Origin of the sequence: Pseudomonas sp. (assembly GCF_030698175.1) — a bacterium.
Taxonomy (GTDB): domain Bacteria; phylum Pseudomonadota; class Gammaproteobacteria; order Pseudomonadales; family Pseudomonadaceae; genus Aquipseudomonas.
The window spans coordinates 80,594-103,113 of sequence record NZ_JAUYNT010000005.1 but is presented as its reverse complement, the minus strand read 5'-3'; the positions used below and the strand labels follow the sequence as shown (position 1 = coordinate 103,113).

Below are 22,520 nucleotides of genomic sequence, written 5' to 3'. Positions count from 1 at the left end.
CGACCTTATTTACCCGCACACTTTTAATCATTAATAAGGAGCCGTGAGTACACACGCATGAGCGAAGACCGATCAAGCAGTGGGCAAAAGACCTGGCTGGGCAAAATCACCCAGGCTTTTACCCACGAACCGAAAAACCGCCAGGAGCTGCTGCAGCTACTGCGTGAAGCACATCAAAACAAGCTGCTCGACAGCGAGGCGCTGGCCATAGTTGAGGGCGCCATCCAGGTCGCCGACCTGCAAGTCCGCGACATCATGGTGCCGCGCTCACAGATGGTCAGCATCAAAGCCTGCCAGAGCCCGCGCGAGTTCCTACCAGCGATTCTCGACTCCGCCCACTCGCGCTACCCGGTAATCGGCGAAAACCTCGATGACGTGATCGGCATCCTGCTAGCCAAAGACCTGCTGCCACTGGTGCTGCAAGACCCGCAAGCCGAGATGGACATCAAAAACCTGCTGCGCCCGGCCACCTTCGTGCCCGAGTCCAAGCGCCTCAACGTGCTACTGCGCGAGTTCCGCGCCAACCACAATCATATGGCCGTGGTCATCGATGAGTACGGCGGCGTTGCCGGCCTGGTGACCATCGAAGACGTGCTGGAGCAGATCGTCGGCGAAATCGAAGACGAGCACGACATCGAGGAAGACAGCTTTATCAAGCCGCTGCCCAGCGGCGATTTTTTGATCAAGGCCCTGACCCCGGTCGAGCGCTTCAACGAGTTCTTCGACAGCGGCTTCTCGGACGACGAATTCGACACCATCGGCGGCTTGGTGATGAGCTCCTTTGGTCATCTACCCAAGCGCAACGAAGTGACGGAACTGGGCAGCTACCGCTTTCGCGTACTCAGCGCCGACAGTCGGCGCATCCACTTGCTGCGCCTGACACCTGAATCGCGCTAACTGGCTGGTGGGGAGTAGGGAGTGGGAAGTAGGGAGTCGGCCCACTTCCCACTTCCCACTCTCCACTCCCAACTCCCAACTCCCTACTTCCCACGGACCCCTATGAACTGGATCACTCGCCCAGGCCCGCCGGGCAATTTGCTTGCCCTGCTGGCGGGCGCACTCACCCCCCTGGCACTGGCCCCTTTCGATTTCTGGCCGCTGTCGCTGCTGTCGCTGGCGCTGTTCTATCTGGGCTTGCGCGACCTGGCTCCGAAAGCCGCACTCTGGCGCGGCTGGTGCTACGGCCTGGGCCTGTACCTGGCCGGTATCGGCTGGATTTACGTCAGCATTCACGACCACGGCGGCGCCTCGCCAGCGTTGGCGGGCGGCTTGATGCTGGCTTTTTGCATCACCCTGGCGTTTTTCTTTGGTTTGCCGGCCTGGCTGTGGGCGCGCTGGCTGCGGCGTAACGAGGCGCCGCTGGCCGACGCCCTGGCCTTCGCTGCCCTGTGGTTGGCGCAGGAGGCGTTTCGCGGCTGGCTCCTGACCGGTTTCCCCTGGCTGTATGCCGGCTATAGCCAGCTCGACGGCCCGCTCAGCGGTCTGGCACCCGTCGGCGGCATGTGGCTGATCTCCTTTGTACTGGCCCTGAGCGCCGCACTGCTGATCAACCTGCCACGCCTGCGCAGCCGCCCGGCCTTTCTCGTCACCGGTTTGGCGCTGCTGAGCGCGCCCTGGCTGGCCGGCTTCGCCCTTAACGGTCACGCCTGGACCCGCCCGGCCGGCGCCCCCTTGAGCGTGGCGCTGCTGCAAGGCAACGTGGCACAAAGCCTGAAATGGGACCCGGCGCAACTGCGCGCGCAGCTCGACCTGTACCGCGACATGAGCCGCAGCGCCAAAGCCACCGACCTGATTGTCTGGCCGGAAACCGCGGTACCGGTGCTGAAAGAGTATGCAGAGGACTACCTGGCCGGCATGGCCGCCTTCGCCGAAGGCCGGCAAAGCGCACTGATTACCGGCGTCCCCATCCGCCAACTGAATGAGCAGGGCGAGAAGCGCTACTACAACGGCATCACAGTGGTAGGCCAAGGCCAGGGCACTTATCTCAAGCAAAAGCTGGTGCCCTTTGGCGAGTACGTGCCGCTGCAAGACCAACTGCGCGGCTTGATCCGCTTCTTCGACTTGCCGATGTCGGACTTCGCCCGCGGCCCGGCCGCCCAGCCATTGCTGCAAGCCAAGGGTTACAGCATTGCCGCTTACATTTGCTACGAAGTGGTCTATCCAGACTTTGCCGCCGCCCTCGCGGCACAGAGCAATATCCTCCTGACGGTCAGCAACGACGCCTGGTTCGGCAGCTCCATCGGGCCGTTGCAACACCTGCAGATGGCGCAAATGCGCGCCCTCGAAGCGGGGCGATGGATGATCCGCGCCACCAATAACGGTATGACCGTGGTGATTGACCCATTCGGCCAAATCAACGCGCAATTGCCGCAGTTCGAGGAAGGCGTACTCTATGGCGAGGTGGTGCCGATGCAAGACCTCACGCCTTACCTGCGCTGGCGCTCATGGCCACTGGCGATTGTTTGCTTCTTACTGTTTGGCTGGGCCTTGCTAGCCAGCCGGATGGCCAAGACGCTGTAACCGGCTGCGTGCCTAACAGGGTTGCGTGCCAAGCGCGCAGCCCGAAAAAACACCCGATCAGAGCAACGGACTGCCCGCGCGAAACAATTGCGAACCGCAGGAGCCACAAGCCTGCACACCCTGGCCGTGCAACCAGTCGGCGGCAGTACCACAGAGCGCGCAACAGAGCTGCTGGCGCCGCTTAAGCAATGGATTGAGCCGCACCGGGGCTTTGTGCAGCGGCCGAATATTGCCGCACCCAGGCTTGGCCACAGGCGCACTTTGCCGTTCAAGCAGCGCCAACTCTTGCGCAGCCGCGTGCCAGCCCTGCAGCCAGCTCAAGTCCTGATCCAGATAGGCCCGCACCAACTGCAACTCGGCGGGGCTTAAACCGCTTAACTCCAACTCATGCTCATGACTGCTATTGGCAGGCTTGCGACTGATGCTTTCGGCCTCATCCAGCGCCAATGCCAGCCGCTGTAACAACCGCCCATAAAGCCCTTCTGGCCCCTCGGTGTGGCGTGATTCGACCATCTGAACACCTCTCAGCCAGCGCAAAACCTACTGCCCCTTCGCTCCAAGTCTAGCGCTCGGGTCGCGGCCAAGCGCTTACTGCGACCAACGGCGGACAGGCCAAACAGCCACGCCTCAATCAGCGTTTCCCTCAGCCAAGCGGCGTCCTGTATGCTAGCGCGTTAGCTCAAACAGGCCGTTGAGAATGTAGCGAGCGACGGCTAGGCAAGGCGAAATCAGCCGAAAAAGCGCAGTGCACGCGCTGTGCATGAGCATTTTGAGGCTGATTTCAACGCCGCCTAGCCGAGCGCATTAGTTCTTCAACGGCCTGTTAAGCCCCTATTTCAAGCACAAGCAGCCAAGCCAAGTAGCCATGCACGAACTCTATCAGCCCCGTGAAATCGAAGCCGCCGCCCAGTCCCTGTGGGACGCGCAGAAATCCTTTGTAGTGACCGAACAGCCAGGCAAGGAGACTTTCTATTGCCTGTCGATGTTCCCCTACCCAAGCGGCAAGCTGCACATGGGTCACGTGCGCAACTACACCATCGGTGACGTGATCGCCCGCTATCAGCGCATGCAGGGCAAGAACGTGCTGCAGCCGATGGGCTGGGACGCCTTCGGCATGCCGGCGGAAAACGCCGCGATGAAGAACAACGTCGCGCCGGCCAAGTGGACCTACGAAAACATCGCCTACATGAAAACCCAGCTGCAAAGCCTGGGATTGGCGGTGGACTGGACCCGCGAAGTGACCACCTGCAAACCGGATTACTACCGCTGGGAACAATGGCTGTTCACTCGTCTGTTCGAAAAAGGCGTGATCTACCGCAAGAACGGCAGCGTCAACTGGGACCCGGTGGACCAGACCGTACTGGCCAACGAGCAGGTGATCGACGGTCGCGGCTGGCGCTCCGGCGCCCTGGTCGAGAAACGCGAAATCCCGATGTACTACTTCAAGATCACCGCTTACGCCGATGAGTTGCTGAGCGGCCTGGATGAGTTGGATGGCTGGCCGGAACAGGTCAAGACTATGCAGCGCAACTGGATCGGCAAAAGCTTCGGTGCCGACGTGGTGTTCGACTACGACCTCGCCAGCGTCGGCATCGACGGCCAGCTGAAGGTCTACACCACCCGCCCCGACACCCTGATGGGTGCCACCTACGTGGCCGTGGCCGCCGAGCACCCGCTGGCACAGCGCGCCGCGACAAGCAACCCGGTCGTCAGCGCCTTTATCGCCGAATGCAAAGGCGGCTCCGTGGCCGAGGCCGACATGGCCACCATGGAGAAGAAAGGCGTGGCCACCGGCCAGTTCGTCATTCATCCGCTGAGCGGCGCCAAGCTGCCGGTATTCGTCGCCAACTACGTGCTCTGGGGCTATGGCGAAGGCGCCGTAATGGCGGTGCCTGCCCATGACGAGCGTGATTTCGAGTTCGCCAACAAGTACGGCCTGCCGATCAAGCAGGTGTATGCCGCCGCGGACAAAGACTTCTCGGCGACCGAATGGCAAGCCTGGTACGGCGACAAGGCCGCAGTGAGCTGCGTCAACTCGGGCAAATACGACAACCTCGATTTTACTGCCGCTTTCGACGCCATAGTCGCCGACCTCGAAGCCTGCGCCCACGGCGCCCGCAAGACCCAGTTCCGCCTGCGCGACTGGGGCATCAGCCGTCAGCGTTACTGGGGCTGCCCGATCCCGATTATCCACTGCGACGCCTGTGGCGATGTGCCGGTGCCGGAAGACCAGCTGCCGGTGATCCTGCCCGAGGACGTGGTGCCGGACGGCGCCGGCAGTCCATTGGCGCGCATGCCTGAGTTCTATCAATGCAAGTGCCCGAAATGCGGTGCAGACGCCAAGCGTGAAACCGACACCATGGACACCTTCGTCGAGTCGTCGTGGTACTACGCCCGCTACGCCTCGCCGCATTACAGCGAAGGCCTGGTTGACCCAGTGGCGGCCAACCACTGGCTGCCGGTGGACCAGTACATCGGCGGTATCGAACACGCGATCCTGCACCTGCTGTACGCGCGCTTCTTCCACAAGCTGATGCGCGACGAAGGGCTGGTCAGCTCGAACGAGCCGTTCAAGAACCTGCTGACCCAGGGCATGGTGATTGCTGACACCTACTACCGCACCCTGGAAAACGGCGGCAAGGACTGGTTCAACCCAGCCGACGTCAACGTCGAGCTGGACGCCAAAGCCAAGGTGATCGGCGCCAAACTGAAGTCCGACGGCTTGCCGGTAGAAATCGGCGGCACCGAGAAGATGTCCAAGTCGAAGAACAACGGCGTCGACCCGCAAGCGATGATCGACGTGTACGGCGCCGACACCTGCCGCTTGTTTATGATGTTCGCCTCGCCACCCGACATGAGCTGCGAATGGTCCGACGCCGGCGTCGAGGGCGCGAACCGCTTTCTGCGCCGCGTCTGGCGCCTGGCTCACAGCCATGTCAGCGCCGGCCTACCCGCCAGCTTGGGTAAGCACGACCTGAACGACAGTCAGAAAGCCGTCCGCCGCGCTATCCACCTAGCGATTAAAAACGCCAGCCAAGATATCGGCCTGCACCACAAGTTCAACACCGCCATCGCCCAGGTGATGACCCTGATGAACGTGCTGGAAAAAGCCGCGACTGCCACCGAACACGACCGTGCCCTGCTGCAGGAAGGTCTGCAAGCCGTGGTCCTGTTGCTGGCGCCGATTACCCCACATATCAGCCACGAAATCTGGCGGTGCCTGGGCCACAACGACGCAATTATCGACGCCCATTGGCCACAGGTAGATGAGTCGGCGCTGGTGCAAGACAGTCTGATCCTGGTGATTCAGGTCAACGGCAAACTGCGTGGCCAGATCGAAATGTCTGCGACCGCCAGCCGCGAAGAAGTCGAAGCGGCGGCGCGCAGCAACGAAAGCGTGCTGCGTTTCACCGAAGGCCTGAGCATTCGCAAGGTCATAGTGGTGCCGGGCAAACTGGTTAATATTGTCGCCAGCTAAGTAACGCTGCCGTCAGCCTTATGCTGGCGCGGCTGTTCAATGGAATTGTTTGCAAAGGGATACTAAAGATGATGAAACGTAACCTGATGGTCATCGGCCTCGCCGCGCTACTAAGCGCCTGTGGCTTCCAACTGCGCGGCACCGGCGATACGCACTTCGCCCTCACCGAGCTCGACGTTAGCGCACGCAATGCCTACGGCGAAACCGTCAAGCAAGTGCGCCTAGTGCTGGAGAACAATAAGGTCAAGGTATACGGCAGCGCGCCTTATCACCTGATCCTGACGCGTGAAGACAGCCGCCAGCGCACCGCCAGCTATACCAGTAACTCACGCAGCGCCGAGATTGAGCTGACCAACACCCTGGATTACGAGATTCGTGGCGCCAACAATTTATTGCTGCTGCAGAATCAGCTCGAAGTGCAAAGCATCTACAACCAGGACCAGAACAACATCACCGGTTCCGGTCAGGAAGCCGTGCAGCTGGCTCAGGAAATGCGCCGCAACCTGGTGCAAAAGCTCGCGCAAAACCTGCAGATGGTTACCCCGCAACAGCTTGAGCAGCTGCAGCAAACCGCCCAAGCCAAGGCCAAGGCCGACGCCGACGCACTGGCTGCCGCACGCAAAGCCGAGCGCGATTTGCCGCAACAGTCGCCGATCCAGATCCCGACTGAGTAAGGCCGGCATGGGAGCCTCGACCGCAGCAAGGATCACAAGCGAGGGGCTCCGATTCAATTCCCCACCGAGCAAGTCGATTGGGCCGCCCCGGCGGCCCAATCGCAGCGCAGCGCCATGAAGCTCAATCCAGCCCAACTCAGCAAGCATCTGCAAGGCAACTTGGCACCCGTGTATGTGCTCAGCGGCGATGAGCATTTGCTGTGCCAGGAAGCCGCCGACAGCATTCGTAGCGCGGCACGCAGTCAGGGCTTTAGCGAGCGCGAAGTGTTCGATGTCGACAAAAGCTTCGACTGGGGCCTGCTCTACCAAGCCGCCGCCAGCCTCTCACTGTTTGCCGACAAGCGCCTGATTGAGCTGCGCATCAGCAGCGGCAAACCTGGAGACAAGGGTGCCAGCGCCCTGCTGGATTACCTGGCGCGCCCGCCCGAAGACACGCTGCTGTTGCTCAGCCTGCCCAAGCTCGATGGCAGCACGCAAAAGACCAAGTGGGCCAAGGCGCTGATTGACAGTGCCCATAGCCAATTTGTGCAAATCTGGCCGGTCGAAGCCGGGCAATTGCCACAATGGATTCGCCAGCGTCTGGCCCAAGCCGGTCTAGCCGCCAGCCCCGAAGCCATCGAATTGATCGCCGCGCGGGTTGAAGGCAACTTGCTGGCCGCCGCGCAAGAAATCGAAAAACTCAAACTACTCGCCGAGAACGGCCAGATCGATGTCACTACCGTGCAAGCGGCGGTGGCCGACAGCGCCCGCTTCGACGTGTTTGGCTTGATCGATGCGGCGCTCAACGGCGAGGCGGCGCACAGCCAGCGGATGCTCGAAGGTTTGCGCGGCGAAGGGGTCGAAAGCCCGGTGATTCTCTGGGCTCTGGCCCGCGAACTGCGGCTGCTGGCAACCATCGCCCAGCAGGTCAATAGCGGCTTGCCGCTGGATAAAGCCTTCAGCCAAGCGCGGCCACCGGTCTGGGACAAGCGTCGCCCGCTGATCAGCAAAGCCCTGCAACGGCACAGCGCCAGCGGCTGGAATCGTTTATTGCAAGACGCCCAGCGCATCGACGCCCAAATCAAAGGCCAGGCCGCCGGCGATCCCTGGAATGGCCTTAGCCGCCTAGCGCTGCTGATGGCCGGCCAGCGCCTGAGCTTGCCGGCGGAATAATCGCAGGCTTAGACGCGACCAGCAGCACTGGCGTTTTTACCCCTCGGCGGTGAAGATGCCCACGCCGAGACTGGCTCGGCAGCCCCCAGGAGCGCCCATGGCCAAATCCAGCAAAACCAACCAAAACCAGCCCGGCCCGAACAAGGCCAAATCGATCATTGCCCAGCCACTGTTTCGTTGTCGCCAAGAGCGACCGGCCAAAGGCAAAGGCAGCTACCGCCGCGAAGCCTTCCCGTCTAACCACGGGGAGGCTTCTCTGTTTCTGGCCGCCTAAAAACGCTGCCGCGCCGCACAGTAGCCCCACCCATGTTAAGGTTTGCGCCTATCTGAACCGCGCCGAGAGACCCGCATGCTTTACCCAGTACCCCTTCGCCATAGCCTGATCTGCTTGAGCCTCTGCCTGCTCAGCGCCTGCGCCGACCAGCAAGCCAACCAACAAAATACCGCCGCCAGCGCAACCCCTGCGCCAAGCACCGCTGCCACCGCCAGCAAGCCCAGCAACGCAGACGTGGCACCCGCCCAGAGCTTCGCCCAATGGCTGGCGCAGTTCCGTCAGCAAGCCCTGGACGCCGGCATTCAACCGGCTATTTTCGATCAGGCCTTTGCCGGCGTCAGCCCCGACGAGGCGGTGGTCAAAGCCGACAATAGCCAGCCCGAATTTACCCGCCCGGTGTGGGAGTACCTGGATGGCGCCATCTCCGCCGCGCGCGTGCGCCGTGGCCAGGCCATGCTCAACGAGCATGCCACCACCCTCGCCGCCATCGAGCAAGCTTACGGCGTAGACCGCCAAGCCTTGGTGGCGATCTGGGGCATGGAAAGCAGCTTTGGCCAGTTTACCGGCGACAAATCGGTGATTCGCTCACTGGCCAGCCTCGCCTACGAAGGCCGCCGCCCAGCCTTTGCGCAAACCCAATTGCTGGCCGCCCTGCAGATTTTGCAACACGGCGACGTGCCCAGCAGCCAACTGCTCGGATCCTGGGCCGGCGCCATGGGCCAAACCCAGTTTATCCCCAGCACCTATAACCATTACGCGGTCGACTTCGATGGCGATGGCCGCCGTAACATCTGGACCAGTCCCGCCGACGCCTTAGCCTCGGCCGCCAACTACCTACGCAGCTCCGGCTGGCAACAGGGCCAGCCCTGGGGCGTGGAAGTAACACTGCCGGAGAGTTTTGATTACGCCCTCGCCGATGCCGATATCCGCAAACCCCTGAATGAGTGGCGCGCGCTGGGGGTTAAAAACCTGCCGCCGGATTTTGCCCAAGCCCGCGCCTCTTTGCTGCTGCCGGCCGGCTACCGTGGCCCGGCGTTTTTGGTGCTGGATAACTTTCGCGCCATTCTCAAATACAACAACTCGACTTCCTACGCCCTGGCGGTTGGCCTGCTCTCGGAGCGCTTGTTAAACGGTGGTCAAGTGCTGGCCAAATGGCCCCGCGACGACCTGCCACTGAGCCGCGCGCAACGCATAGTGTTGCAGGAGCAGCTGAGCAGCAAAGGCTTCAACCCCGGCGGCGTCGACGGCATTATCGGCGCCAACAGCCGCAAAGCCATCCGCAGCTATCAACAAAGCCTCGGCTGGCCGGCTGACGGTTACCCCAATCAGGCGCTGTTGCAAAAACTTATCAGCACGCTGTAAATAAGCCGAAGAACATCCCAGGCGATCTCTGCTCGCATGACACTAGCCGCCGGGTCGATGCGGCGCGATCCGCCCAGTAAAGCGCATTGTGCGCGCGTTGTGTGCTTAGCGCAGGACAAAGCATGGCCCTGCACCCCGCGCTTAGCGTACTGGCTTGGGCGGCTCGGCTAAGGTTCGAGTTGCGCACGGATATTCAGCGGAATGCTGCAGCCAGGTTTTCAAGCCGGCCGCCGCCAACAGGCTGACGTTGTCGAATAGCGCGCCGACTTCATCCTTGCCGCCGGGCGCACAAAAACAACTGACCACACAGACCTCCGTTTGCCCGGCCGGGCAGGTTGACGCCTCCAACGAGCCAACGGCAGCAAACAGCAGCGCAATATGCGCCCGCAAACAGTGCAACCTCCCGCCCAGTGAGCGCTTAGTGCGCACCCGTATTGCGCAGCAGCATTAACACGACAAACCTGATCACCCAGACAACCATTGGCGCACGGGCTTTTGCCGGTTTTGGCACGTTTTCTGCGATAGCGGTAATGACCCCTTTGGTCCATTCCCCGTTGTGCATGGAGCCTTAATACGATGAAACGCCGTCCTCTATTGCAAGCTACCCTCGCCAGTGCCCTGCTACTGACTGGCCTGTTCCCGTTCAGCGCGCAGGCTGCCGAAACCATCAAGGTCGGCATTTTGCATTCGCTGTCCGGCACCATGGCCATTTCGGAAACCTCGCTGAAAGACATGGCGCTGATGACCATCGCCGAGATTAACGCCAAGGGTGGCGTGCTCGGTAAGCAGTTAGAACCTGTGGTCGTCGACCCGGCGTCCAACTGGCCGCTATTCGCCGAGAAGGGCCGCCAACTGCTGACCCAAGACAAGGTCGATGTGGTGTTCGGCTGCTGGACCAGCGTGTCGCGTAAATCGGTACTGCCGGTGTTTGAAGAGTTAAATGGCCTGCTGTTCTACCCGGTGCAATACGAGGGTGAAGAGATGTCGCCAAACGTGTTCTACACCGGCGCCGCGCCTAACCAGCAAGCCATCCCGGCGGTCGAGTACCTGATGAGCGAAGACGGCGGCGCCGCCAAGCGCTTCTTCTTGCTCGGCACCGACTACGTCTACCCACGCACCACCAACAAAATTCTGCGGGCCCTCCTGAAAACCAAAGGCGTGGCCGACAAGGACATCGAAGAGGTCTACACCCCGTTCGGCCATAGCGATTATCAAACCATCGTGGCCAATATCAAAAAATTCTCCGCAGGCGGTAAAACGGCGGTGATCTCCACCGTTAACGGCGACTCCAACGTGCCGTTCTACAAAGAACTGGGCAACCAGGGCATCGAAGCTACCGATGTGCCAGTGGTGGCCTTTTCGGTCGGCGAAGAAGAACTGCGCGGCATCGACACCAAACCGCTGGTGGGCCAACTGGCGGCCTGGAACTACTTCGAGTCACTGGATAACCCGGTCAACCAGAAGTTCGTCGGGGCCTGGAAGGCCTACGCCAAAGCTAAGAACCTGCCGAGCTACCCAACTGCGGTGACCAACGACCCGATGGAAGCCACCTACGTGGGCATCAATATGTGGGCGCAGGCGGTCACTAAGGCCGGCACCACCAACGTCGATAAGGTCCGTGACGCCATGGCCGGGCAAACCTACACCGCGCCAAGCGGTTACACCCTGACCATGGACAAGACCAACCACCACCTGCACAAGCCCGTGATGATTGGCGAAGTGCAAGGCGACGGTCAGTTCAATGTGGTCTGGCAAACCGACGGCCCAGTGCGCGCCCAGCCTTGGAGCCCGTACATTTCTGGCAACGCCAAGAAGCCGGACGTTGCTATGAAGTCGAACTGATCCGTCGGGGCCTGACCCCACTCACTCTGTAGGAGCCAGCTGGCTGGCGATCGAAGCGACGCGGTGGTCCTGGTCAACCGCGATCGCGAGCAAGCTCGCGCCTACCGAGCTCCTCTTTCAGGACATACCTATGCCTGCTGCCCTATACCGAATGCTCCTGTCATTGGCGCTTCTGCTGCCGATCAGCGCCCACGCCGGCGACGCTACCGACTTCGTCGCAGCCAACCCCAGCCAGCAGGCCAAACTGCTGGAAACCTGGGCCGCCCAACCCGATCCCGCCCGCCAACCACTGCTCGATGCCTTGCAACAAGGCCGCCTGGCCCAAGACAGCAGCAAGCAGGCGTTTATCCAAACCGCTGACCAGTTCATCGCCGTTGAAGGTGCCCTGCAACCGGCCAGCCCGCCGAAAAAACTGCAACTGAATAACCGCCTGCGCGGCCTCTTAGCCGCCGTGCAAGCCAGCCAGAAATTGCTCGCCAGCGATCCGAGCGTGCGCTTAGCGGCCGCCCAGCAATTGCAAAAAAACGCCAAACCCGCGCAGTGGCAACTACTCAATGCCCGGGTTTCCGGTGAAACCGATGAGACGGTTAAAACCGCGCTGGCGCTGGCCTTGGCCAACCTACAACTGGTCGACAGCAACCCGGTCGTACGCCTGCAAGCGGTACGCTTGCTCGGCGACACCGGCGAACCACTGGCGCGCACCCGCCTTGAAGCGCTATTGGACGCCAACAGCGAGACCGACGCTGACGTGCGCACTGCCGCGCAAACCAGTCTGGCGCAAGTTAAGCGCCGCTTATTGCTCGGTGAGCTACTCGGCCAAGCTTTTAGTGGCTTATCGCTGGGTTCGATTTTGCTGCTGGCGGCCCTCGGCCTGGCCATCACCTTCGGCCTGCTCGGGGTGATCAATATGGCCCACGGCGAGATGCTGATGCTTGGCGCCTACAGCACCTATATGGTGCAGATTGCCTTGCAGAAACTCGCCCCGGACTATCTGGTTCTCTACCCGCTGATCGCCCTGCCGATTGCCTTCTTGGTCACTGCCTGCATTGGCATGGCGCTGGAACGCACGGTGATTCGCCACCTCTATGGCCGCCCGCTGGAAACCCTGCTGGCCACCTGGGGCATCAGCCTGATTTTGATTCAGTTGGTGCGGATGTTGTTCGGCGCGCAGAACGTCGAAGTGGCCAACCCAGCCTGGCTATCGGGCGGCGTGCAAGTGCTGCCCAACTTGGTGTTGCCGTACAGCCGCATGGTCATCATCGGCTTTGCACTGTTTGTGGTGGCCCTCACTTGGTTGCTGCTGAACAAAACGCGTCTGGGTCTGAACGTGCGCGCTGTCACCCAAAACCGCAACATGGCCGCCTGCTGCGGCGTGCCCACCGGCCGCGTAGATATGCTGGCCTTCGGTTTGGGCTCGGGCATTGCCGGTCTCGGCGGCGTGGCCCTGAGCCAAATCGGTAACGTCGGCCCTGACCTTGGCCAGAGCTACATCATTGACTCGTTTTTGGTGGTGGTGCTCGGCGGCGTTGGTCAGTTGGCCGGCAGCGTGCTGGCGGCCTTTGGCTTGGGTGTGGCGAACAAAATTCTTGAACCGCAAATTGGCGCCGTACTGGGCAAAATCCTCATCCTCGGGCTGATCATTTTGTTTATCCAAAAACGCCCACAAGGCCTCTTCGCCCTCAAGGGCCGGGTGATCGACTGATGACTATGCCACTCAATCCCATGCCGCCAAACAAGTCGTTGCTGGCCCGCGCCAGCGCCAAGCTCGGCCCGCAAACCAGCCTGGTGTTGGCTCTGCTGGTGTTGGCCCTGCTGCTGGCCATGCCGCTGCTGCACCTGCTGCCCGCCGAGCATTCTCTGCACGTCTCGGCCTACAGCCTAACGCTGGTGGGCAAAATTCTCTGCTACGCGGTGGTGGCCTTGGCGCTGGACTTGGTCTGGGGCTACGCCGGCTTGTTGTCGCTCGGTCACGGTCTGTTCTTTGCCTTGGGCGGCTACGCCATGGGCATGTACCTGATGCGGGAAAGCGCAGGCGATCAGCTGCCGGCGTTTATGACCTTTTTGTCCTGGACTGAGCTGCCGTGGTACTGGACGGGCACCCAACATTTTCTCTGGGCCCTGTGCTTGGTGGTGTTAGCGCCGGGCTTGCTGGCGCTGGTGTTTGGTTTTTTTGCCTTTCGTTCACGGATCAAAGGCGTGTACTTCTCGATCATGACCCAGGCACTGACCTTCGCCGGCATGCTGTTGTTTTTCCGTAATGAAACCGGCTTCGGCGGCAATAACGGCTTTACCAATTTTCGCCGCATCTTGGGTTTCGACATCACCGCCCCGAGCACCCGCGCCACGCTGTTTGTGGCCACGGTACTGTTGCTGGCGGGCAGCTTGCTGCTCGGTTGGCGGCTGGCCAAGAGCAAGTTTGGCCGGGTGCTCACGGCGCTGCGCGACGCCGAAAACCGCCTGATGTTTTGCGGCTACGACCCGCGTGGCTACAAGCTCTTTATCTGGGTGCTGAGCGCGGTGCTTTGTGGTCTGGCCGGCGCCCTCTATGTGCCGCTGGTGGGCATTATCAACCCCAGCGAGATGTCGCCGACCAACTCCATCGAGGCCGCCGTCTGGGTCGCCCTTGGTGGGCGCGGCACGCTGATCGGCCCTCTGCTGGGCGCAGGGTTGGTGAATGGCATGAAGAGTTGGTTCACCGTGGCGCTGCCGGAGTATTGGCTGTTTGCCTTGGGCACGCTGTTTATCGTCGTCACTCTGTATCTGCCGCAAGGCGTGATCGGCCTGCTACGGAGGAAGGACCAATGAGAGCCGCCCCAGTGCCTGAACTTATGCTCGACCCAAGCTACGACCCCAACACCGACGCCAGCAGCAGCCGCGAAGCCATAGGTTTAGGCAGCGCCGCCAGCGCGGGCCTGGATGTGCGCCACGGCACCATCCTGACGCTAGAAGACATCAGCGTTAGCTTCGATGGTTTCAAGGCGCTAAATAACCTCACGCTGTATATCGGCGTCGGCGAACTGCGCTGCATCATCGGCCCCAATGGCGCCGGCAAGACCACCATGATGGATGTGATCACCGGCAAAACCCGACCCGATCAGGGCAAGGCGTTTTTCGGTGAAACGCTCGATCTAACCCGCATGAGTGAAGTTGATATTGCCCAGTCCGGCATCGGCCGCAAGTTCCAAAAGCCAACGGTATTCGAGGCCCTAAGCGTGTTCGAAAATCTCGAACTGGCGCTAAAAACCGATAAGTCCGTGTGGGCCAGCCTGCGCGCCAAGCTGTCTGGCCAGCAGCGTGATCGGATCGACGCAGTGCTCAACACCATTCGCCTGCAAAGCTCGCGCAATCGCCCGGCCGGCCTGTTGTCCCACGGGCAGAAGCAGTTCTTGGAGATCGGCATGCTGCTGGTACAAGAACCGCAGTTGTTGCTGCTGGACGAACCCGTGGCCGGCATGACCGACGCCGAAACCGAGTTCACCGCCGAGCTGTTCAAGTCGCTGGCGCGCCAGCATTCGCTGATGGTGGTTGAGCACGACATGGGCTTTGTTGGCGCCATCGCCGACCACGTCACCGTGCTGCACCAAGGCAGCGTGCTGGCCGAAGGTTCGCTGGCACAGGTGCAGGCCGATGAGCGGGTGATTGAGGTGTATTTGGGCCGCTGACTATTCGTCGCGGGATGAGGTTTATCCAGCCATCGCACACACAAGGACATCAACATGCTGCACGTTCAACAACTGCATCAATATTACGGTGGCAGCCACATCCTGCGAGGCCTGTCGTTCGAGGCCAAGGTTGGCGAAGTGACCTGCCTGCTCGGCCGTAACGGCGTGGGTAAAACCACCCTACTGAAATGCCTGATGGGCTTAATCGCAGCCAAAGACGGCACGGTCAGCTGGGAAGGTCAGTCGATCACCGCGCTCAAACCGCACCAGCGCGTGCACGCCGGCATCGCCTATGTACCGCAGGGCCGGGAAATATTCGCCCGCCTGACCGTGGAGGAGAATCTGCTGATGGGGCTGTCGCGTTTTCCCGGCAGCCAAGCCAAGCAGGTGCCCGAGTTTATTTATGAGTTGTTCCCGGTGCTGCGCGAAATGAAACAACGCCGCGGCGGCGACTTGTCCGGCGGCCAGCAGCAACAGCTGGCCATCGGTCGTGCACTGGCCAGTCAGCCGCGCTTGTTAATCCTCGACGAGCCCACCGAAGGCATCCAACCCTCGGTGATCAAGGAGATTGGTGTGGTGATTAAAAAGCTCGCCGAGCGCGGCGACATGGCCATTTTGCTGGTCGAGCAGTTCTATGACTTTGCCGCCGAACTGGCCGACCAGTACCTGGTGATGAGCCGCGGCGAGATCGTCCAGCAGGGCCGTGGCAGCAGCATGCACGCGGACGGCGTGCGCGGCTTGGTGGCGATTTGAGCCTTGGCGTAGGGCGGGTGAAACCCGCCATTGGCCGCGCGAATTTCACCCGTACGGATAGCCCGAGCCCATGAACGCACCTGTCGCCACTCCCCTGTTCACCCCCAGCTGGCATGCCGAGCTGGAGCTTGGTTATGGCCGCTTTGGCGCCAGTACGCGGCCGACCCTGCGCCGCCATCTCGGCCCGCTGCGGGTGCAAAAGCATCTGTATGGCGACGGCCCGCAGGTGTGTCAGCACATCATTGTGCATCCGCCGGGTGGGATTGCCGGCGGTGATCGTTTGCATATATCCGCCGCGGTCGGCACCGATGCGTGGGCGCAACTGACCAGCCCAGGCGCCGCCAAGTGGTATCGCGCCAATGGCCCGGCCTATCAACAGCTCAAGCTCAAGGTCGCTGCGGGCGCTACTCTGGAATGGCTGCCGCAGGAGAGCATCGTCTACGCCGGCGCCCAGGCCGAACTGAGCACCCGTATCGACCTCGAAGGCGACGCGCGGCTGTGCTACTGGGACATCATTGCCCTGGGCCGTCCGGCCAGTGGCGAGCGTTTCGACAACGGCCACTTCCAGGCGCACCTGGACATCTATCGCGACGACCAGCTGCTCTGGCACGAACGCCAGCGCATCGTCGGCAATGATGGCTTGCTCGACTCAGCCATCGGCCTGGCCGGGCAACCGGTGTTCGCCACCCTGCTGATCAGCGGCGAAATCGACGCCGAACTCTTGGAGCGTTGCCGCGCATTGCCCGCCGTCACCTCGGGGCAAGTGCGCGGCGATCTCAGCCAACTGCCCGGCTTATTAGTCGCCCGTTGCCTGGCTGGCGAGGCCTTGCATGCGCGCGCCTGGCTGATCGAACTCTGGCGCCTGCTGCGCCCTGAACTACTCGGCCGCGACGCCGTCCCTCCCCGCATTTGGAGCACCTGAACCATGGATTTAACCCCTCGCGAAAAAGACAAATTACTGATTTTCACCGCCGGCTTAGTGGCCGAGCGGCGCCTGGCCCGCGGCCTGAAACTCAACTACCCGGAAGCCATCGCCTATATCAGCGCCGCCCTGCTGGAAGGCGCCCGCGACGGGCAGACCGTCGCCGAGCTGATGCACTACGGCACCACCCTGCTGAGCCGCGAACAGGTGATGACAGGCATCCCGGAAATGATCCCGGACATCCAAGTCGAAGCCACCTTCCCCGACGGCACCAAGCTGGTGACCGTTCATCAGCCGATTGCTTAAAAGCAGCCACAAGCGGCAAGCCATAAGCTGCAAGTAAGAGCAGCTCGGCTGCGCTTTTCACTTGCGGCTTGAAGCTTATAACTGCGACTAAAAGGAGCCCCCATGATTCCCGCCCCACACATCGAGTGCCTCGCAGCGGAGAACTTCGAACCGTATCGGCCAGGTTTGATCGAGCTGTTGCTAGATGCGGTGCAGTACGGCATGCGGTGCAGTACGGCGCCTCGGTGGGCTTTCTTGACGATCTCGACCAGCAGGAAGCCAGCGCCTACTTCGACCAGGTGTTGACCGGTCTGCGCAATGGCTCGCTGTTGCTCTGGGTCGCCCTCGAGCAGGGGCGCGTGCTCGGCAGCGTGCAACTGGGCCTGTGCCAGAAGCGCAACGGCCTCAACCGCGCCGAAGTGCAGAAGCTACTGGTGCTCGCCAGCGCGCGCCGCCGCGGCATCGCCCGCCAGCTACTGCAGCGCCTCGAAGGCGCCACTGGCGAGCGGCAGCGCGGCCTGCTCTACCTGGATACCGCAGCCGACAGCCCGGCCGAACAGTTCTACCACGCGCTCGGGTACCGCTACATAGGCGGCCTGCCCGACTATGCCTGCGGCCCTGATGGGCAGTACCGGGCAAACGCCATCTATTACAAAACCCTGTCGAGGCCCCAACCATGATTCCCGGCGAATACCAGATCCAACCCGGCGTGATCGAACTCAACGTCGGCCGCCGCACCCTTCGCCTGACGGTGGCCAACAGCGGCGACCGGCCAATCCAGGTCGGCTCGCACTACCACTTCTTCGAGAGCAACGACGCCCTGAGCTTTGACCGCGCCAGCAGCCTCGGTATGCGCCTGAATATCCCGGCCGGCACCGCCGTGCGTTTCGAACCGGGACAATCGCGCGATGTTGAACTGGTGGAACTGGCCGGCCTGCGCCGGGTGTTCGGCTTCGCCGGTCGAGTGATGGGCAACCTGGATTGAGCTGAACCCTGTAGGAGGGGCTTTAGCCGCGATAACGCTATCGCGGCTAAAGCCCCTCCTACAAAAACCGCAACAACCCTCGCCACGCCGTTAGCCAATCACGCGCAAGCCATCGCGCAGCAAGGAAATTGATCGATGAAAATCAGCAGACAAGCCTACGCCGACATGTTCGGCCCCACCGTTGGCGACAAGGTGCGCCTGGCCGATACCGAACTGTGGCTTGAAGTGGAAAAGGACTTCACCACCTACGGCGAAGAAGTGAAATTCGGCGGCGGCAAGGTGATTCGCGATGGCATGGGCCAGAGCCAACTCTGCGCTAAAGACGTAGTCGATACGGTGATTACCAACGCGCTGATCATCGACCACTGGGGCATAGTCAAAGCCGACGTCGGCTTGAAAGACGGCCGCATCAAAGCCATCGGCAAGGCCGGCAACCCCGACATCCAACCCAATGTGAGCATCGCCATCGGCGCCGGCACCGAGGTGATCGCCGGCGAAGGCATGCTGCTCACCGCCGGCGGCATCGACACCCACATCCACTTCATCTGCCCACAACAGATTGAAGAGGCGCTCATGAGCGGCGTGACCACCATGATCGGCGGCGGCACCGGGCCGGCCACCGGCACCAACGCTACCACCTGCACCTCTGGGCCTTGGCATCTGGCGCGCATGCTGCAAGCCGCCGACGCCTTCCCGATGAACATGGGCTTTACCGGCAAGGGCAACGCCAGCCTGCCGGAGCCGTTGATTGAACAAGTCAAAGCCGGCGCCATCGGCCTGAAGTTGCACGAAGACTGGGGCACCACCCCGGCGGCCATCGACAATTGCCTGAGCGTGGCCGACCAATACGATGTGCAGGTGGCGATCCACACCGACACCCTGAATGAGTCCGGCTTTGTCGAAACCACCCTCGCCGCTTTTAAAGGCCGCACCATTCACACCTACCACACCGAGGGTGCCGGCGGCGGTCACGCGCCAGACATCATCAAGGCCTGCGGCTTTGCCAATGTACTGCCCAGCTCGACCAATCCAACCCGGCCCTTCACCAAGAACACCATCGACGAACACCTGGACATGCTGATGGTCTGCCATCACCTCGACCCAAGCATTGCCGAGGATGTGGCCTTTGCCGAGTCGCGCATTCGCCGCGAAACCATCGCCGCCGAAGATATCCTGCACGACCTCGGCGCCTTCAGCATGATCAGCTCCGACAGCCAAGCCATGGGCCGCGTTGGCGAGGTGATTACCCGCACCTGGCAAACCGCCGACAAGATGAAAAAACAACGCGGCGCTCTGCCTGGCGACGGCGCAGACAACGATAACTTTCGGATTAAACGCTACATCGCCAAATACACCATCAACCCGGCGATCACCCACGGCATCAGCCATGAAGTCGGCTCCATCGAAGTGGGCAAGTGGGCCGACCTGGTGCTCTGGCGCCCGGCGTTTTTCGGGGTGAAACCGAGTTTGATTTTGAAGGGTGGGGCGATTGCCGCCAGCCTGATGGGCGATGCCAACGCCTCGATCCCCACCCCGCAGCCGGTGCACTACCGGCCGATGTTCGCCAGCTACGCAGGCTCACGCCACGCCACCTGCCTGACCTTTATCAGCCAAGCGGCGCTGGCGGCTGGCGTGCCCGAACAGCTAGGACTGAAGAAGCAAATAGGCGTCGTGAAGGGCTGTCGCGAGGTGCAGAAAACCGACCTAATCCACAACGACTACCTGCCCAACATCGAGGTCGACCCGCAGAACTACCAAGTCAAGGCCGACGGCCAATTACTCTGGTGCGAACCGGCCGAGGTGCTGCCCCTGGCGCAGCGCTATTTTCTGTTCTGAGGCCGCAGCGCAGTAATAGGTCAGGAGCCACGCCCCCAGTCACTGCGCCATGGACGGCGCCCAGACTCGACAGCTTGCAAGACTGCGGCGGGCGGGGCAAAGCCTAATCAGCACCAGATCAGTGCGCGCCAAGTTGCAGTGCACCAAGTAAATCTGTCTAAACAGACAATTTTAATCAGGCCTGATTTTCTTAGCACTAAAGCCAACTCCCCCAGCGTTTTGGCACCACCCTTGCTTTGTTAGCCGTATTCAATTTGCCGGAAACCGCCATGTTGGTCATCCACCACCGTATTGCACCCAACGCGCACTGGGACGCCGAGTTGCTCTTGAGTTTTGAGGCGCGCAGCAAGAGTCGCCTGCGCTGCTTTACCACCCAGGGCGAAGATGTCGGCCTGTTCCTCGAACGCGGTCAGCCGCCGCTGCAAGACGGCGACTGCCTGCAGGCCCAAGACGGCCGGATCGTGCGTGTTTGCGCGCGGCCAGAAGCGCTGTTGCATGTAACCTGCGCGAGTGCGTTTGAGCTCACCCGCGCGGCCTATCACCTCGGTAATAGGCACGTAGCCCTGCAACTGGGTGATGGTTGGCTGCGCCTGCCCGACGACTACGTGCTCAAAACCATGCTTGAGCAGTTAGGCGCCAGCGTGACCTTGCTAAACGCGCCCTACCAACCGGAACATGGCGCCTATGGCGGTGGGCATCACCACTCACATGCCGGTGATGCCGAGTTCAGCTACGCGCCACGCCTGCATCAGTTTGGCGCACGCACATGAAGGCCCATTGCCGCTCGTTGGCCTCCCGCGCGGGGACGCCAGCACCCATGGCCGTGCGCACGTGAACCCCAGCGTCTGGGCGCTGCTACGCCTCGCCAGCCCGCAACTGCCGATTGGCGGTTACAGCTATTCGCAGGGTTTGGAGATGGCCGTCGAACAAGGTTTAGTCTGCGACTCGGCCAGCGCTCAGCAGTGGATTAGCGATCAGTTGCTGCTCAACCTCGCACGCTTTGACGCCCCCCTGCTGTTGGCCCATTGCGTGGCCGCTAACAATGCAGACTGGGACACACTGCTGCACCTGGCCGAACGCCAACGCGCCAGCCGCGAAAGCCGTGAACTGCAGCAAGAGAGCCGGCAAATGGGCTACTCGCTGCAGCAACTGCTGGAGCAATTACCCGAGTTAGACCAGCCCGGTCGCGACTGCCTGACCCGCCTCAACCAACCCAGCCTAATGCTGGCGTGGGCGCTGGCCGCCCGCGCATGGGGCATTAGCCCGGCCGATGCACTCAGCGCCTGGCTCTGGGGTTGGCTGGAGAACCAATTGGCAGTGCTGATGAAAACCCTGCCCCTCGGCCAGCAAGCGGCCCAGCGCTTAACCTCAGAGTTATTACCGCGGTTAAGCGACGCCCAGCAGCACGCCAGCAACCTGCCACCGGCCCACTGGGGCAGCGCCGCGTTTGGCCTAGGCCTGGCTAGCATGGCGCACGAGCGCCAGTACAGCCGCTTATTTCGCTCTTAATCAGGAGACTCACAGATGCACAGCCAACCCCTGCGAATCGGCATCGGCGGCCCCGTCGGCTCCGGCAAAACCGCCCTCACCCTGGCCTTATGCCTGGCCCTGCGCGAGCGTTACAACCTCGCCGTGGTCACCAACGACATCTACACCCAAGAGGATGCGCAGTTTTTGGTGCGCAACGCCGCACTGGCCCCAGAGCGGATTATCGGCGTGGAAACCGGCGGCTGCCCGCACACCGCCATCCGCGAAGACGCCTCGATTAATTTGGAGGCAATTGAGCAACTCAATCGGCGTTTTCCGGGGCTCGATTTAATTATTGTCGAGTCCGGCGGCGATAACTTGTCGGCCACCTTTAGCCCAGAACTGTCCGATTTAACCCTGTACGTGATCGACGTTTCCGCCGGCGACAAACTACCGCGCAAAGGCGGCCCCGGCATCTGCAAGTCGGACTTATTAGTCATCAACAAAATCGATTTAGCCCCCTTGGTGGGCGCCTCACTCGAACTGATGGACAGCGACACGCGGCGCATGCGCGGCGACAAACCCTTCGTCTTTAGCAACCAAAAAACCGGCCAGGGCCTGGCGCAAATCATCGCCTTTATCGAACGTCACGGCATGCTCAACGCCGCCTAACTCCAACCAAAATAGCTGACCATCGGAGACTACTATGCAGCGTTTTAAAGTTCTTATCGCCCTGAGCCTGTTGCTCAGCCCGGCGGCCGCGTTTGCCCACCCCGGACACGATCACAGCGGTCTGCTGGCGGGCTTGGCGCACCCACTGTTTGGTCTTGATCACTTGCTGGCGATGCTGGCGGTAGGCCTGTGGGCAGCACAACAACAGGGCACCGCACGCTGGGCGTTACCGCTGAGTTTTGTGGCGAGCATGCTGATCGGTGGCTTACTGGGCTTCAGCGGCGTGCAATTGCCCTTGCTGGAAGGTGCCATCGCCGCCTCGGTGCTGGCCCTGGGCCTGCTGGTGGCCGTCGCGGCGCGCTTGCCGATGGCCGTGGCTAGCGGCCTATGCGCCTTGTTCGCCCTCAGTCACGGGGTTGCCCATGGTCTTGAGCTACCCAGCGCCGCCAGCCCCTGGGCGTATGCCGCAGGCTTTAGCGCCGCCACACTGCTGCTGCATGCCGGCGGGTATGCCCTGGTGCGCTACCTGCCCAAGGCCGCTGCGCCACTGGTACGAATAGCCGGTTTGGGGACCGCCAGTGCCGGCGTATGGTGGCTGGTCAGCTAACCCACTCACAGCCACGACTGCCAGCCTGA

22 protein-coding genes and 1 pseudogene are annotated in these 22,520 nt (G+C 61.7%); 21 read left to right on the top strand and 2 right to left on the bottom strand.

Annotated features, from left to right (window positions below; all coding sequences use genetic code 11):
- Positions 1–57: 57 nt before the first annotated feature.
- Positions 58–897 (top strand): HlyC/CorC family transporter, encoded by an 840-nt coding sequence (locus Q8R10_RS02440; protein WP_305650672.1) that lies wholly within the window; start codon positions 58–60, stop codon positions 895–897.
- A gap of 102 nt (positions 898–999) precedes the next feature.
- Positions 1,000–2,520, top strand: a complete 1,521-nt coding sequence (gene lnt, locus Q8R10_RS02435) for an apolipoprotein N-acyltransferase (RefSeq protein WP_305650670.1) — start codon at positions 1,000–1,002, stop codon at positions 2,518–2,520.
- Positions 2,521–2,577: 57 nt separating this feature from the next.
- Here the strand turns inward: lnt and Q8R10_RS02430 are convergent, their stop codons facing one another.
- Complete coding sequence (locus Q8R10_RS02430; RefSeq protein ID WP_305650669.1) at positions 2,578–3,033, bottom strand: hypothetical protein; 456 nt, start codon at positions 3,031–3,033, stop codon at positions 2,578–2,580.
- 352 nt (positions 3,034–3,385) lie between these two features.
- Between Q8R10_RS02430 and leuS the strand changes: the two genes are divergently transcribed.
- From leuS to Q8R10_RS02405, 5 genes are all read left to right on the top strand, one after another.
- The gene (gene leuS / locus Q8R10_RS02425) at positions 3,386–5,998 is read left to right on the top strand and encodes a leucine--tRNA ligase (protein ID WP_305650668.1); all 2,613 of its coding nucleotides are present in this window, start codon (positions 3,386–3,388) and stop codon (positions 5,996–5,998) included.
- A 68-nt stretch (positions 5,999–6,066) separates the two neighbouring features.
- On the top strand, positions 6,067–6,672 hold the full coding sequence (gene lptE, locus Q8R10_RS02420) for an LPS assembly lipoprotein LptE (RefSeq protein WP_305650666.1): 606 nt from the start codon (positions 6,067–6,069) through the stop codon (positions 6,670–6,672).
- A 114-nt stretch (positions 6,673–6,786) separates the two neighbouring features.
- Positions 6,787–7,824 (top strand): DNA polymerase III subunit delta, encoded by a 1,038-nt coding sequence (gene holA, locus Q8R10_RS02415; RefSeq protein WP_305650664.1) that lies wholly within the window; start codon positions 6,787–6,789, stop codon positions 7,822–7,824.
- 97 nt (positions 7,825–7,921) lie between these two features.
- A complete protein-coding gene (arfA, locus tag Q8R10_RS02410) occupies positions 7,922–8,098 on the top strand; it encodes an alternative ribosome rescue factor ArfA (protein WP_305650662.1) in 177 nt (58 codons plus the stop codon).
- A gap of 75 nt (positions 8,099–8,173) precedes the next feature.
- On the top strand, positions 8,174–9,460 hold the full coding sequence (locus tag Q8R10_RS02405) for a lytic murein transglycosylase (protein ID WP_305650660.1): 1,287 nt from the start codon (positions 8,174–8,176) through the stop codon (positions 9,458–9,460).
- A 141-nt stretch (positions 9,461–9,601) separates the two neighbouring features.
- Here Q8R10_RS02405 and Q8R10_RS02400 read toward each other — a convergent pair whose 3' ends face one another.
- Positions 9,602–9,766: a hypothetical protein gene (locus Q8R10_RS02400; RefSeq protein ID WP_305650658.1), complete on the bottom strand. Its 165-nt coding sequence runs from the start codon at positions 9,764–9,766 to the stop codon at positions 9,602–9,604.
- Between the two features lie 270 nt (positions 9,767–10,036).
- Here Q8R10_RS02400 and urtA point away from each other — a divergent pair, with 270 nt between their 5' ends.
- From urtA to Q8R10_RS02330, 14 genes and pseudogenes are all read left to right on the top strand, one after another.
- Positions 10,037–11,302: an urea ABC transporter substrate-binding protein gene (urtA, locus tag Q8R10_RS02395; protein WP_305650657.1), complete on the top strand. Its 1,266-nt coding sequence runs from the start codon at positions 10,037–10,039 to the stop codon at positions 11,300–11,302.
- Positions 11,303–11,432: 130 nt separating this feature from the next.
- Positions 11,433–13,004, top strand: coding sequence for an urea ABC transporter permease subunit UrtB (gene urtB / locus Q8R10_RS02390; protein WP_305650655.1), 1,572 nt, complete (start codon positions 11,433–11,435; stop codon positions 13,002–13,004).
- Positions 13,004–14,107, top strand: a complete 1,104-nt coding sequence (gene urtC, locus Q8R10_RS02385; RefSeq protein WP_305650653.1) for an urea ABC transporter permease subunit UrtC — start codon at positions 13,004–13,006, stop codon at positions 14,105–14,107. The genes urtB and urtC overlap by 1 nt, the downstream gene beginning before the upstream one ends.
- Positions 14,104–14,964, top strand: a complete 861-nt coding sequence (urtD, locus tag Q8R10_RS02380) for an urea ABC transporter ATP-binding protein UrtD (protein ID WP_305650651.1) — start codon at positions 14,104–14,106, stop codon at positions 14,962–14,964. The genes urtC and urtD overlap by 4 nt, the downstream gene beginning before the upstream one ends.
- Positions 14,965–15,018: 54 nt before the next feature.
- A complete protein-coding gene (urtE, locus tag Q8R10_RS02375) occupies positions 15,019–15,717 on the top strand; it encodes an urea ABC transporter ATP-binding subunit UrtE (RefSeq protein ID WP_305650649.1) in 699 nt (232 codons plus the stop codon).
- Between the two features lie 70 nt (positions 15,718–15,787).
- Positions 15,788–16,639, top strand: a complete 852-nt coding sequence (locus tag Q8R10_RS02370; RefSeq protein WP_305650648.1) for an urease accessory protein UreD — start codon at positions 15,788–15,790, stop codon at positions 16,637–16,639.
- 3 nt (positions 16,640–16,642) lie between these two features.
- Positions 16,643–16,945, top strand: coding sequence for an urease subunit gamma (locus tag Q8R10_RS02365; protein WP_305650646.1), 303 nt, complete (start codon positions 16,643–16,645; stop codon positions 16,943–16,945).
- Between the two features lie 105 nt (positions 16,946–17,050).
- A pseudogene (locus tag Q8R10_RS02360) lies at positions 17,051–17,604 on the top strand (N-acetyltransferase family protein).
- Entirely contained in the window at positions 17,601–17,909 is a 309-nt protein-coding gene (locus Q8R10_RS02355; protein WP_305650644.1) for an urease subunit beta, read from the top strand. The pseudogene Q8R10_RS02360 and the gene Q8R10_RS02355 overlap by 4 nt, the downstream one beginning before the upstream one ends.
- A 135-nt stretch (positions 17,910–18,044) precedes the next feature.
- Positions 18,045–19,745 carry an urease subunit alpha gene (ureC, locus tag Q8R10_RS02350; protein WP_305650642.1) on the top strand — a complete coding sequence of 567 codons (1,701 nt, stop codon included), beginning with the start codon at positions 18,045–18,047 and terminating at the stop codon, positions 19,743–19,745.
- 269 nt (positions 19,746–20,014) lie between these two features.
- Complete coding sequence (gene ureE / locus Q8R10_RS02345; RefSeq protein ID WP_305650640.1) at positions 20,015–20,515, top strand: urease accessory protein UreE; 501 nt, start codon at positions 20,015–20,017, stop codon at positions 20,513–20,515.
- A gap of 61 nt (positions 20,516–20,576) precedes the next feature.
- On the top strand, positions 20,577–21,254 hold the full coding sequence (locus Q8R10_RS02340; protein WP_305650638.1) for an urease accessory protein UreF: 678 nt from the start codon (positions 20,577–20,579) through the stop codon (positions 21,252–21,254).
- A 15-nt stretch (positions 21,255–21,269) separates the two neighbouring features.
- Positions 21,270–21,884, top strand: a complete 615-nt coding sequence (ureG, locus tag Q8R10_RS02335; protein ID WP_305650636.1) for an urease accessory protein UreG — start codon at positions 21,270–21,272, stop codon at positions 21,882–21,884.
- A 34-nt stretch (positions 21,885–21,918) separates the two neighbouring features.
- Positions 21,919–22,491, top strand: a complete 573-nt coding sequence (locus tag Q8R10_RS02330) for a HupE/UreJ family protein (RefSeq protein ID WP_305650634.1) — start codon at positions 21,919–21,921, stop codon at positions 22,489–22,491.
- The last annotated feature ends 29 nt before the right edge of the window (positions 22,492–22,520 follow it).

Excerpts from the sequence above, each read along its gene's own strand:
- arfA (WP_305650662.1), top strand. The coding sequence starts at position 7,922 with ATGGCCAAATCCAGCAAAACCAACCAAAACCAGCCCGGCCCGAACAAG.
- Q8R10_RS02370 (WP_305650648.1), top strand. The coding sequence starts at position 15,788 with ATGAACGCACCTGTCGCCACTCCCCTGTTCACCCCCAGCTGGCATGCC.
- ureG (WP_305650636.1), top strand. The coding sequence starts at position 21,270 with ATGCACAGCCAACCCCTGCGAATCGGCATCGGCGGCCCCGTCGGCTCC.
- lptE (WP_305650666.1), top strand. The coding sequence starts at position 6,067 with ATGATGAAACGTAACCTGATGGTCATCGGCCTCGCCGCGCTACTAAGC.
- Q8R10_RS02355 (WP_305650644.1), top strand. The coding sequence starts at position 17,601 with ATGATTCCCGGCGAATACCAGATCCAACCCGGCGTGATCGAACTCAAC.
- urtE (WP_305650649.1), top strand. The coding sequence starts at position 15,019 with ATGCTGCACGTTCAACAACTGCATCAATATTACGGTGGCAGCCACATC.
- ureE (WP_305650640.1), top strand. The coding sequence starts at position 20,015 with ATGTTGGTCATCCACCACCGTATTGCACCCAACGCGCACTGGGACGCC.
- urtA (WP_305650657.1), top strand. The coding sequence starts at position 10,037 with ATGAAACGCCGTCCTCTATTGCAAGCTACCCTCGCCAGTGCCCTGCTA.
- urtB (WP_305650655.1), top strand. The coding sequence starts at position 11,433 with ATGCCTGCTGCCCTATACCGAATGCTCCTGTCATTGGCGCTTCTGCTG.
- urtC (WP_305650653.1), top strand. The coding sequence starts at position 13,004 with ATGACTATGCCACTCAATCCCATGCCGCCAAACAAGTCGTTGCTGGCC.
- ureC (WP_305650642.1), top strand. The coding sequence starts at position 18,045 with ATGAAAATCAGCAGACAAGCCTACGCCGACATGTTCGGCCCCACCGTT.
- Q8R10_RS02430 (WP_305650669.1), bottom strand. The coding sequence starts at position 3,033 with ATGGTCGAATCACGCCACACCGAGGGGCCAGAAGGGCTTTATGGGCGG.
- leuS (WP_305650668.1), top strand. The coding sequence starts at position 3,386 with ATGCACGAACTCTATCAGCCCCGTGAAATCGAAGCCGCCGCCCAGTCC.
- lnt (WP_305650670.1), top strand. The coding sequence starts at position 1,000 with ATGAACTGGATCACTCGCCCAGGCCCGCCGGGCAATTTGCTTGCCCTG.
- holA (WP_305650664.1), top strand. The coding sequence starts at position 6,787 with ATGAAGCTCAATCCAGCCCAACTCAGCAAGCATCTGCAAGGCAACTTG.
- Q8R10_RS02330 (WP_305650634.1), top strand. The coding sequence starts at position 21,919 with ATGCAGCGTTTTAAAGTTCTTATCGCCCTGAGCCTGTTGCTCAGCCCG.
- Q8R10_RS02440 (WP_305650672.1), top strand. The coding sequence starts at position 58 with ATGAGCGAAGACCGATCAAGCAGTGGGCAAAAGACCTGGCTGGGCAAA.
- Q8R10_RS02405 (WP_305650660.1), top strand. The coding sequence starts at position 8,174 with ATGCTTTACCCAGTACCCCTTCGCCATAGCCTGATCTGCTTGAGCCTC.
- Q8R10_RS02365 (WP_305650646.1), top strand. The coding sequence starts at position 16,643 with ATGGATTTAACCCCTCGCGAAAAAGACAAATTACTGATTTTCACCGCC.
- urtD (WP_305650651.1), top strand. The coding sequence starts at position 14,104 with ATGAGAGCCGCCCCAGTGCCTGAACTTATGCTCGACCCAAGCTACGAC.